General features: G+C 73.3%; 9 protein-coding genes. 4 read left to right on the top strand and 5 right to left on the bottom strand.

All coding sequences use genetic code 11. The features are described 5' to 3' along the window. Positions 1 to 15 precede the first annotated feature (15 nt). Both ACN27B_RS06700 and ACN27B_RS06695 read right to left on the bottom strand, forming a co-directional pair. Positions 16 to 1,323, bottom strand: coding sequence for an ABC transporter substrate-binding protein (locus ACN27B_RS06700; RefSeq protein ID WP_099163531.1), 1,308 nt, complete (start codon positions 1,321 to 1,323; stop codon positions 16 to 18). A 178-nt stretch (positions 1,324 to 1,501) separates the two neighbouring features. Beyond that, complete coding sequence (locus tag ACN27B_RS06695) at positions 1,502 to 2,257, bottom strand: maleylpyruvate isomerase family mycothiol-dependent enzyme (protein WP_099164896.1); 756 nt, start codon at positions 2,255 to 2,257, stop codon at positions 1,502 to 1,504. A gap of 70 nt (positions 2,258 to 2,327) precedes the next feature. Here ACN27B_RS06695 and ACN27B_RS06690 point away from each other — a divergent pair, with 70 nt between their 5' ends. Then, on the top strand, positions 2,328 to 3,419 hold the full coding sequence (locus ACN27B_RS06690) for a UDP-N-acetylmuramate dehydrogenase (RefSeq protein WP_422743944.1): 1,092 nt from the start codon (positions 2,328 to 2,330) through the stop codon (positions 3,417 to 3,419). A 678-nt stretch (positions 3,420 to 4,097) separates the two neighbouring features. Here ACN27B_RS06690 and ACN27B_RS06685 read toward each other — a convergent pair. Beyond that, positions 4,098 to 4,886 carry a class I SAM-dependent methyltransferase gene (locus ACN27B_RS06685; RefSeq protein ID WP_422743942.1) on the bottom strand — a complete coding sequence of 263 codons (789 nt, stop codon included), beginning with the start codon at positions 4,884 to 4,886 and terminating at the stop codon, positions 4,098 to 4,100. A 2-nt stretch (positions 4,887 to 4,888) separates the two neighbouring features. Then, complete coding sequence (locus tag ACN27B_RS06680; RefSeq protein ID WP_091569269.1) at positions 4,889 to 5,653, bottom strand: SDR family NAD(P)-dependent oxidoreductase; 765 nt, start codon at positions 5,651 to 5,653, stop codon at positions 4,889 to 4,891. Positions 5,654 to 5,824: 171 nt separating this feature from the next. On the opposite strand from ACN27B_RS06680, the gene mshA reads away from it, so the two are divergent. The 3 genes from mshA (at position 5,825) to ACN27B_RS06665 (ending at position 8,920) form a co-directional block, all read left to right on the top strand. Further along, a complete protein-coding gene (gene mshA, locus ACN27B_RS06675) occupies positions 5,825 to 7,186 on the top strand; it encodes a D-inositol-3-phosphate glycosyltransferase (protein ID WP_091569275.1) in 1,362 nt (453 codons plus the stop codon). Positions 7,187 to 7,234: 48 nt separating this feature from the next. Continuing rightward, positions 7,235 to 7,768 (top strand): YbjN domain-containing protein, encoded by a 534-nt coding sequence (locus ACN27B_RS06670; RefSeq protein WP_091569278.1) that lies wholly within the window; start codon positions 7,235 to 7,237, stop codon positions 7,766 to 7,768. A gap of 291 nt (positions 7,769 to 8,059) precedes the next feature. After that, positions 8,060 to 8,920: a hypothetical protein gene (locus ACN27B_RS06665; protein ID WP_422745862.1), complete on the top strand. Its 861-nt coding sequence runs from the start codon at positions 8,060 to 8,062 to the stop codon at positions 8,918 to 8,920. A 378-nt stretch (positions 8,921 to 9,298) separates the two neighbouring features. On the opposite strand, the gene ACN27B_RS06660 is transcribed toward ACN27B_RS06665, so the two are convergent. Continuing rightward, positions 9,299 to 10,549, bottom strand: a complete 1,251-nt coding sequence (locus tag ACN27B_RS06660; protein ID WP_099163535.1) for an MDR family MFS transporter — start codon at positions 10,547 to 10,549, stop codon at positions 9,299 to 9,301. Positions 10,550 to 10,587: the final 38 nt, after the last annotated feature.

Below are 10,587 nucleotides of genomic sequence, written 5' to 3'. Positions count from 1 at the left end.
CACGCGCTGCTCGGGTTACTTGGCGGCGGCCTTCTCGGCGTTGGCGACCGCGTCGGTCCAGCCCTGCTGCGGGGAGCGCTTGCCCAGCTCCACGGTGCGCACGGCGTTCTCCACCTCGGTGCGGACGGCCTGGTTCTTCGGGCCCATGTAGACCGGCTTCAGGCTCTTGGCGCCCTCGGCGAAGATCTTGCCGACGGGGGCCTCGGAGAAGTAGGCGTTCTTCGAGTCGAGGATCGCCGGGTCGGCCAGCGCCTGCGGCGACGAGGGCAGCGGGCCCTTCGCCTTGAACGCGCCGATCTGACCCTTGGCGCTGGTCAGGAACTTGGCCAGCTCGATCGCCTCGGCCTGGTGCTTGCTCTGCTTCGGCACGGCGAGGAACGAGCCGCCCCAGTTGCCGCCGTTGCCGGGGATCTGGGCGATGTCCCACTTGCCCTTGGCGGCCGGGCCGGCGTTGCCCTCGATCACCCCGGTCATCCAGGCCGGGCAGGCGATGGTGGCGAACTTCGACTGCTTGAAGGCGGAGACCCACTCCTCCGACCAGGAGCCGTACTTGCCGGAGAGGCCGGAGTCGATGATGTCCATCGTGGTGTCGTACGCCTGGCGTACCGCCGGGTTGCTGCCCACGACCAGGTTGTTGCTGGTGTCGTAGTAGCTGTAGCCGGTGGTGTTGCCGGCGTTCTGGAGCAGGATGGTGTTGAACGTGTTCGTCGCGGCGTCGAGGAACGCGGCGCCGGTCTTCTTCGCGGTGAACTGCTCGCCGACCCTGATGTAGTCCTGCCAGGTGGGCCAGAGCTTGGACACGGCCTCCCGGTCGGTGGGCAGCCCGGCCTTGGCGAACAGGTCCTTGCGGTAGCACATGGCCATGCCGCCGACGTCGGTGCCGAGGCCGATGAGCTGCTTGCCGTCGGCGGTGAGGCCCTGGTTCCACTTCCAGTCGAGGAAGTTGCCCTTCAGCTCGCCCGCGCCGTGGTCGAGCAGGTTGACGAAGTTCTGCGGGTTGGCCTTGTACTCGACCAGCAGCCCTTCCTCGATGGCCACGATGTCGCCGGCGCCCTTGCCCGCGGCGAGCCACTGGGTGAGCTTGGGCGAGTACTCGTCGAGGTTGCTGCCGGTGCCCCGCTCGACGATCTTCACGTCGGGGTGGCTGGCCATGTACTCCTGGTAGAGATCCGCGTAGCCGAGCTGGCCGAAGGTGTCGACGGTGAGGGTGATCGGCCCGTCGGAGGCGGCCTCGTCGCCGCCGCCGCAGCCGGTGGTGCCGAGCAGTGCGGTGGCGGCGACCAGGGCCACCGCCGCCAGTCGACGGCGCGTGAAGGTGAGCATGCTGTCCTGACCTCTCGGGGTCGTAACGGGTGGTGGAAGGCGGTTCCGGTACTAAGAGAGCGCTCTCACGACAGCGTGCTGGGTGGCTTCCATCCTGTCAAGAGAGCGCTCTCAGAGCGTCCGAAAAAAGCGGAGAGGGGCGATGACCGCCCCTCTCCGCCCGGTATCGGGTGCTGTGTCAGCCCACCCGCAGGCCGTCCAGCAGGCCGCGGTCGCCGGCCACCCCCAACGTGTCGAAGCTGACCCGGCCCATCAGCGCCAGCAGCAGGTCGCTGGCGGTGCCGGTGACCTGGGCGCGGGCCCGGTGGTCGTCGTGGTCCAGGATCGTCGCGGTGTCCAGCAGCGCGATCCCCTCGCCACGCAGCCGCAGGTACCACTCCTGCGCGGCGTCCGTCGCGGTCAGCTGCACCACGCCGTGCCACTGGCCCGGTCGGGTCCGCCGGCCGGCCGGCAGCCAGGTGTCGAGCACCTCGCTCACCCCGTCGGCGGCGAGCTTGGCCTCGATCGGCTCACCCGCCGCGATGGCCAGCTGGGCGTCCCACCGGTGCACCGCCGTCTCGTGCGCCATTCGGCGCGGCCAGAAACCGGCCTTCTTCGGCTGGGGCGCGAAGTTCCAGGCCGGCGCCTCCGGGTCCAGCGCGTCGAAGAGCGCGTTCAGGCGCTCGTACTCCTGGACGTACCACTGGGCCGGGGTCAGACCGGCCGGCGGCTCCGGGTCGCGCCGCTCCGGCCGGGAGGTGGAACCGGCGGTCAGCACCGTGCCCGCCCAGACGTAGGTCCTGGTCAGGTGGTGGGCGAGATCGGTGACCGTCCAGCCGGGACAGGACAGCACCGGTGTCTCGGGAGGCGCCTCCGACACCGCCGCGGCGAAGGCCGGACCCTCCGTCCGCAGCGCGCCGATCCAGAAGTCCTTCGTGTGGTGCAGTCTGCTCATCGCCATCCTCCCGGGGGTGACCGGGCCACCAGTGGGTGCCGCGGCTACCCCTCAGCCTAGGGTGAAAGGCGTGTCAGACGTCTACGCCGAACCGACGACCGCCGCCGGCCCGACCGATCCGGCCACCCTGGCGCGTTACACCACGCTACGCCTCGGCGGTCCGGCCGGCCGGCTGGAGATCGCCACCGACGCCGACGAGATCGTGCGGAAGGTGCGCGAGGCCGAGGCCCGCGAGGAGGCCGTGCTGGTGCTCGCCGGCGGCAGCAACGTGGTGATCGGCGACCAGGGCTTCCCGGGCACCGTCGTGCTCGTCCGCTCACGCGGGTTCCGGGTCGTCGCCGAGGAGGGCGACACCGTCACGGTACGCGTCGCCGCCGGCGAGCCCTGGGACGACCTGGTCGCGGCCACCGTCGAGCGCGGCTGGTCCGGGCTGGAGTGCCTCTCCGGCATCCCCGGCTCGGCCGGCGCGACCCCGATCCAGAACGTCGGCGCGTACGGCCAGGAGGTGGCCGAGACGATCGTCGCCGTCGAGGCGTACGACCGCACTCACCACGAGGTGGTGCGGATGGCGGCGGCGGACTGCGGGTTCTCCTACCGGGGCAGCATCTTCAAGTACAGCGACCGCTGGGTGGTGCTCTCGGTCGACTTCCGGCTCACCCGCTCGCCGCTCTCCGGGCCGGTTCGCTACGCCGAGCTGGCCCGGGCGCTCGGCGTCGAGGTGGGCGACCGGGTGCCGCTCGCCGACGCCCGGGCCACCGTGCGCCGGCTGCGGGCGGGCAAGGGCATGGTGCTCGACGCGGCCGACCCGGACACCTGGTCGGTGGGCTCGTTCTTCACCAACCCGGTGCTGGAGCGCGAGGCGTACGAGCTGCTCCGGGAGCGCGCGGCCGACCTCGGCGAGCCGCCGCACTGGCCCGGCGCGGGCGACGTGGTGAAGGTCAGCGCCGCCTGGCTGATCGACAAGGCCGGCTTCGGCAAGGGGTACGCCGGCCCGGAGGGTGTCGCCATCTCCGGCAAGCACACGTTGGCGCTGACGAACCGCTCCGGCGCGGCCAGCACCGCCGCCCTGGTGGCCCTGGCCCGCGAGATCCGCGACGGCGTCCACGCCCGGTTCGGCGTCCCCCTGCACCCCGAGCCCGTCCTGATCAACTGCACCATCTGACCGCCCCTGCCTCCCTTCCGCCCTCCCTCCCCTCTCGGCTCTCGGCGATCTTGGAGTTGTGGTGCCATGGTGTGCCGGTTTTGAACCGTTGTCGGAGGTGCCACAACTCCAAGATCGCCGAAACAGGAGGTGGAAGTCCGCGTCTTGGGATTGGTGTTCTACTTCGTGGGACGCGGAGAGATCTTGGTACGAAAATGCCCCTGGAGGGGCCTTTCCGTACCAAGATCTCCCAGCCGTGACCCATTGACCTGTTGACCTGTTGACCGGTGCCCCGGAGACCGGTGACCCGGTGACCGGTGACCCGGATGGCGCGATCCCTGGACCCGTGCCCCCGTGCCCCCGTGACCGGGTGCCCCCGTGACCGGGTGCCCCCGTGACCGGGTGCCCCCGTGACCGGGTGCCCCCGTGACCGGGTGCCCCCGTGACCGGGTGCCCCCGTGACCGGGTGATCCCGTGGTCCGTGCCCGTGAGCCGGGAGCTGTGAGCCGTGAGCCGTGAGCCGTGAGCCGTGAGCCGGGAGCTGTGAGGCGGGAGCCGTGAGCCGGGAGCTGTGAGGCGGGAGCCGTGACGCGTCACCCGTGAGCCCGTGAGCTGTAAGCCGTACGTCGGGGCACGTGAATCAATGCCGACCGGCTCGTTTCGAGGGGCGCAACCGCGAGATCGACGGGGGAGGGGCGGTCAGGACGGGGCGACGGTGGACCAGGGGAGGGTGAGGTAGCCGTGGCGCCAGGACCGGGGGCCGTCCTGGACCGGCCAGCCCGACTCCTGCACCGTCGCCACGGCGCGCAGCCAGCGCTGCCGGGGGCCGAAGGGGGCGTAGCCGGCGGCTGAGCGCCAGGCCTGTTCCAGCGCGGCGAGCAGGTCGTGGACGCGTTCACCGGGCACGTTTCGGTGGATCAACGCCTTCGGCAGCCGCTCGGCCAGCGTCGCCGGGCTCTCCAGCGCGGTCAGCTTCGCGGCCAGCGTGAGCGTGCGCGGGCCGGCCGCGTCGAGCAGCACCCACGCGCCGAGCCGACCCGGTTCGTCGCAGGTCCCCTCGACCAGCAGCCCGCCCGGTGCCAGCCGTCCGGTGACCGTCCGCCAGGCGTCGGCCACCTCGCTCTCGTCGTACTGGCGCAGCACGTTGAAGGCCCGCACCAACGCCGGGCGCAACCCGGCCAGCTCGAAGCCGCCCCGGGCGAACGTGAGCCCGGGCGGGTCCGCGGCCGGTTCGGCGGCGGCCACGCGTACCGGATCGATCTCCAGCCCGACCACCCGCACGTCCGCGCGGACCCGGGCGGCGAGCCGGGCCCGCAGTTCGAGCGGGGTGACCGGGGTGGCGCCGTAGCCCAGGTCCACCACGAGCGGGTCGGCGGCGGCGCGCAGCGCGTCCCCGCAGGTCTCGACGATCCAGTTGTCCACCCGCCGGAGCCGGTTCGGATTCGTCGTGCCCCGGGTGACCACCCCGAGCGGCCGGCGCGGTTCCACGGTCAGGACGTCCGGTGCACCTTGTGCTGGGCGGCCTGGGCCAGCGGGCGCACCACGAGTTGGTCGATGTTGACGTGATGCGGCCGGGTGGCGCACCAGGCGACGCAGTCGGCCACGTCGTCGGCGACCAGCGGTTCGGCGACGCCGGCGTAGACCGCCTCGGCGCGGTCCGCGTCCCCGCCGAACCGGACCAGGCCGAACTCCTCGGTCCGCACCATGCCCGGGTCGATCTCGACCACCCGGACCGGCCGGCCGCACAGCTCCAGCCGCAGCGTGCCGGCGACCGCCGTCTGCGCGTGCTTCGCGGCCGTGTAGCCGCCGCCGCCCTCGTAGACGACGTGGCCGGCGGTGGAGCTGACGATCACCACGGTGCCCGCGCCGGACCGTTCCAGCGCGGGCAGCAGCGCCTTGGTGACCCGCAGCGTGCCGAGCACGTTGACGTCGTACATCCACTGCCAGTCGCGCACGTCGGCGGTCTCGACCGGGTCCAGGCCGCGCGCGCCGCCGGCGTTGTTCACCAGCAGGGTGACCGGCCCGGGCGCGGCGTCGGCGGCGGCGGCCAGGCCGGCGACGGACTCGTCCGAGGTCACGTCGCACGCCACCGCGGTGGCCGCGCCGCCGGCCGCCTCGATCTCGGCGACCAGCGCGGCCAGCCGGTCGGTACGCCGCGCGGCGGCGAGCACGTGGAAACCCTCGGCGGCCAGGCGGCGGGCGGTGGCCGCCCCGATCCCGCTGGACGCTCCGGTGACGATGGCGACTGAGGTCATCCGGACATTCTCTCCCGCCGCCCCGCTGCCCGCCGTGATGAGGTCCGTCACGCCGGGGAACCCGCCGCAGGCATTTCCGAACCCCGATGGGGAAGATGACATCCGGCGTACGGGTTGACCGAGAAGCGCCGGTCGTGCGGGACGGCATCAACCGTGACAGAGGGAGCGGACGTGGCGGAGTTGCACACCGGTGTCGGTCGTCAGCGAGGTGCCCTGCCGTGGCCCCGGCCGCGCCGCATCGCCACCCTCTCGGTGCACACCTCGCCGCTGCACCAGCCGGGCACGGGCGACGCGGGCGGGATGAACGTCTACATCCTGGAGGTCGCCCGACGACTGGCCGAGGCCGACGTCGAGGTGGAGATCTTCACCCGGGCCACCTCCGGCGACCTGCCCCCGGTGGTGGAGATGGCGCCCGGGGTGACCGTCCGGCACGTCACCGCCGGGCCGCTGGAGGGGCTGACCAAGGAGGAGCTGCCCGGTCAGCTCTGCGCGTTCACCGCCGGTGTGCTGCGGGCCGAGGCGGCCCGACCGCCCGGCCACTACGACCTGATCCACTCGCACTACTGGCTCTCCGGCCAGGTCGGCTGGCTGGCCAAGGAGCGCTGGGGCGTGCCGCTGGTGCACACCGCGCACACCCTGGCCAAGGTCAAGAACGCCCGGCTCGCCGTCGGGGACCGACCCGAGCCGAAGGCCCGGGTGATCGGTGAGGAGCAGGTGGTCACCGAGGCCGACCGGCTGGTCGCCAACACCCGGGTGGAGGCCCGTGACCTGCTCGACCGGTACGCCGCCGAGCCCGGCCGGGTGGCCGTGGTGGAGCCGGGCGTGGACCTGGACCGGTTCCGTCCCGCCGCCGGTGACCGGGAGGCCGCGACCCGCGCCGCCCGCCGCCGCCTCGGCCTGCCGACCGACGGGCACGTGGTGGCGTTCGTCGGCCGGATCCAGCCGCTCAAGGCGCCGGACGTGCTGGTCCGCGCGGTGGCCGCGCTGCGCGAGCGGGAGCCCGCGCTGGCCGACGAGGTGACCGTGGTGATCTGCGGCGGCCCGAGCGGCAGCGGCCTGGACCGGCCGACCGCCCTGATGGAGCTGGCCCACTCGTTGGGCGTCGCCGACCGGGTGCGCTTCCTCCCGCCGCAGACCGGCGACCGCCTGCCCGATCTCTACCGCGCGGCCGACCTGGTCGCCGTGCCGTCGCACAACGAGTCCTTCGGGCTGGTCGCGCTGGAGGCCCAGGCGTGTGGCACGCCGGTGCTGGCCGCCGCCGTGGGCGGGCTGGTCACCGCCGTACGCGACGGGGTCAGCGGGATGCTCATCGACGGGCACGACCCGGTCGACTGGGCGCGGGCGCTGGCCCGCCTGCTGCCCGACCGGCTGCGTCGCGCCTCGCTGGCCCGGGGCGCCGAGCGGCACGCCCGCGCCTTCTCCTGGCAGCGGACCGTCTCCGGGCTGCTCGCGGTCTACGGGGAGGCGATCACCGAGCACCGGGCCCGGCTGGCCGGCCGGCTCGGTGACCCGGCCCTCACCTGTTCCTGGTGACCCGTCGCCGTCGGGCGGGGCGGGCCGGGCGACCGTAGAGTGGGTGCGATGAGCCGCAGAAGTGAGGTCGCCGCGCTGATCGAGGCCGTCTGTGCCGAGCGGGAGCTGGAGTGGGAAGCCACCGGCGAGGCGTCGTACGCGGTGACCCTGCCCGGCACGCACAAGCTCAAGACGATCTGCAACCTGATCGTCGGTGAGCACGCGCTGCGGATCGAGGCGTTCGTGATGCGCCAGCCCGACGAGCGGCGCGAGGAGCTGTGGGCCTGGCTGTTGCAGCGCAACGCGCGGATGTACGGCGTCTCGTTCTCCATCGACACGGTCGGCGACGTCTACCTGACCGGCCGGGTCAACCTGGCCGGGCTCGACGCCGACGAGCTGGACCGGCTCTTCGGCTCGGTGCTGACCTACGCCGACGAGTCGTTCGACAGCATGCTGGAGATCGGGTTCGGCACCGCCATCCGACGGGAGTGGGAGTGGCGGGTGAAGCGGGGCGAGTCGACCGCCAACCTGGCCGCGTTCGCCCACCTCTTCGAGCCCTCGACGCCGGCCGGCTCGGCCGCCGGAGGTTCGGAGTCCTCCTGACGGGTATGCCGCACCGCGCGGTGCGGAGTGTGTGTGGGGACCCACCGCGAGCCGAGGACGGACTGTCGAGGAGCGTGTCCCATGGCTCAGCGCAACAGCTCAGGTCGCGGCACGACCGCGACCCGGACCAAGCGGCAACCCGGTAACCAGACGCCGAACACCCCGAGGGTGTCGGAGTCCGACATCTCCCGGATGAAGGTCGACGACATCCGGAACCAGCTCCGCCGGCGGGGGGTCTCCGGGACCTCCGCGCTGCGCAAGCCGGAGCTGGTGAAGACCCTGGCCCGGACCATGCGGTCGGAGGGTCGGGGCGGCGCGGCCCGGCGGAGCACCGGCCCGGCCGGTCGCCCGGCCGCGAAGAAGACCACGGCGGCGAAGAAGACCGCCGCCGCGAAGAAGACGACGGCGGCCCGCCGGAAGGCCACGTCTCCGGCCAAGTCCGCGCCGGCCGCCCGCGCCACCGGCGCCCGGGCCAAGGCGACGGGTACGCGCAGGGCGGCCCCGGCGCGCGCGAAGGCGACCGCCTCGCGGGCGAAGGCCGCCCCGGCGCGCAAGGCGTCGTCGGCCCGCGCGACGGCCTCGCCCTCCCGGGCGAAGGCTGCTCCTTCCCGGGCCAAGGCTGCCCCTTCGCGGGCGAAGGCGGCGTCGCGGGCCAAGGCTGCCCCTTCGCGGGCGAAGGCGGCGTCGCGGGCCAAGGCTGCTCCTTCCCGGGCGAAGGCTGCTCCGTCGCGGGCCAAGGCGGCCCCGGCGCGGAAGGCCGCATCCGCGCGGGCGCAGGCCGCGCCGAGGCTCGGGCCGGCGTCCAGTCGGTCGATCGGGTCCTCGCAGCTCATCACCTCGCTCGCGGACCGTCCGGAGCGTCCCGGCCGGAGCCTGGTCACCCGCAATCACGAGGTGATCCAGCGGTGGGCGCGGGCCCGGGGGGCGAAACCGGCGACCATCGCCGGGACCGAGCGCGGCGACCGGCCCGGGGTGCTGACGTTCAACATCCCCGGCTACCGGGAGAGCAGCCGGATCCGGGAGGTCACCTGGGACGACTGGTTCCGGACGTTCGACTCACGGCGGCTGAACCTGATCTACCAGGAGCAGATGCGGGACGGTCGGCAGAGCAACTTCTTCCGTACCGAGAACCCGAATCGTGAGGACGGCTGAGGTTTGCGGGAATGGTCGCCGGGAACCCCGTGTTGGCCATCCCAGAGACCGGAGCACTGACAGCCGGATAGCCGACACGCGTGCTGTGACGGGCGAGACAGCGATCTGGGTTGAATCCGGAATCCGGTCGAACTAACTTTATTGCACCGCGTCACGCTTGTTTTCGTTCGGGGGAGCGGCGGATCGATCAGATCCGCGCAGGCGAGACGCGAAGATCGGGTGGAGCACACCGTTGGGGGACGGTGCCGCCCGTGGAACCGGCGGCGCGAGCGGGCGACGCTTACGGGGGTGAGTGTCGCCCGCCGCCGCCGGGCGTACGGTACGAGCGCCCATCTCGACGGGGGTCGGGGTGGGCGCTCGGCCGTTCCTGAGCCCGGTTCAGCGCGCGGCGCGGACCGGGTGCCGCGTCGCCGCCCGCAGCGCCGCGACCCGGCGCTCCCGAGGCGGCCCGGCGAGCAGGTGCCCGGCCGCGGCGACCAGGCCCAACCCGCCCACCACCAGCCAGTGCCGCTCGCCGAGGTGTTCCAGGCTCAGCCCGCCGAGCGCCGGCGCCACGAACGACGCCGCCGGGAACGTCAGGTAGAACACCGACTGGTAGCGGGCCCGTAGCTCGGGCGGGGCCAGGTCCGCGTTGATCTGCGCGTTCGGCGGCGCGGCGAGCATCTGCCCGACCGTCCAGACCACCGCCGCGCCGAGGTAGAGCGGCAGCCCGTCGGCGACGGTCAGCGTGCCGAACCCGAGCGCCATCAGCCCGGTGGAGACCGCCAGCACGGTCGACCTGCGGTACGGCTCGATCAGCCGGGGGACGAAGAGCTGCCCGGCCACGATCAGCGCCCCGCCCAACGCCACCACCAGCCCGTACGCCGACGGACGCAGTCCGTCCGCGCGCATCGCCAGCGGCATGATGGTCGACGTCTGCATGGTCAGCACGGCCAGCAGGAAGGTCAGCCCGACGAAGGTGAGGAAGGTGCGGTCGGTCAGCGCGGTGTGCAGCCCGGGACGCCGCCCCACCACCGCGCGCGGAGTGACCGCCGGCCGGCGGGTCAACGTCTCCGGCACCTTCAGCGCGATCACCACGGCCGCCGCCAGGGTGGCCCCGGCGTCGACCAGGAACAGCGCCAGGAAACTCGCCTCGGCGAGCACCCCGGCCAGCAGCGACGCCACCGCCATGCCGAGGTTGAACGCCCAGAACTGGAGGTTGAAGGCGCGGGACCGGCGGGCCTCCGGCACCACGTCCACGATGGCCGCCACGAACGCCGGGCTGGGCATCGAGTGCGCCACCCCGACCAGGGCGGCGAGCACGGCGATGACCGCGAGGTGCCGGCTGAACGCCAGCGCCGCCATCAGGCCGGCCGCCGTGAGGTGCGCGGCGAGCAGCGTGGCCCGCCGGCCCCACCGGTCCGCGAGCACCCCGCCGAGCAGTGTGCCGGCCGCGCCCCCGATGCCGTACGCGCCGACCACCAGCCCGGCCAGCGACGGCGAGGCGCCCCGCGCGGCGGTCAGGTAGAGCGAGAGGAACAGCAGCGCGAACGCGCCGGCCCGGTTGATCAGCAGGCCGGACCAGAGGTACCAGAAGGTGGCGGGCAGGCCGCCGGCCGTGTCGTCCCACCAGCGCCGCAGGCCGCGCACCCGTCCTCCAGGAAGGTTTCCTTACCGATGCCCCCGCG

The organism is Micromonospora sp. WMMD754, from assembly GCF_049315235.1.
In the GTDB taxonomy this organism is placed as follows: Bacteria; Actinomycetota; Actinomycetes; order Mycobacteriales; family Micromonosporaceae; genus Micromonospora; species Micromonospora sediminicola.
This window is presented reverse-complemented; position numbering and strand designations above follow the sequence as displayed.

Excerpts from the sequence above, each read along its gene's own strand:
- ACN27B_RS06700 (WP_099163531.1), bottom strand. The coding sequence starts at position 1,323 with ATGCTCACCTTCACGCGCCGTCGACTGGCGGCGGTGGCCCTGGTCGCC.
- ACN27B_RS06695 (WP_099164896.1), bottom strand. The coding sequence starts at position 2,257 with ATGAGCAGACTGCACCACACGAAGGACTTCTGGATCGGCGCGCTGCGG.
- ACN27B_RS06680 (WP_091569269.1), bottom strand. The coding sequence starts at position 5,653 with ATGACCTCAGTCGCCATCGTCACCGGAGCGTCCAGCGGGATCGGGGCG.
- ACN27B_RS06670 (WP_091569278.1), top strand. The coding sequence starts at position 7,235 with ATGAGCCGCAGAAGTGAGGTCGCCGCGCTGATCGAGGCCGTCTGTGCC.
- ACN27B_RS06665 (WP_422745862.1), top strand. The coding sequence starts at position 8,060 with ATGCGGTCGGAGGGTCGGGGCGGCGCGGCCCGGCGGAGCACCGGCCCG.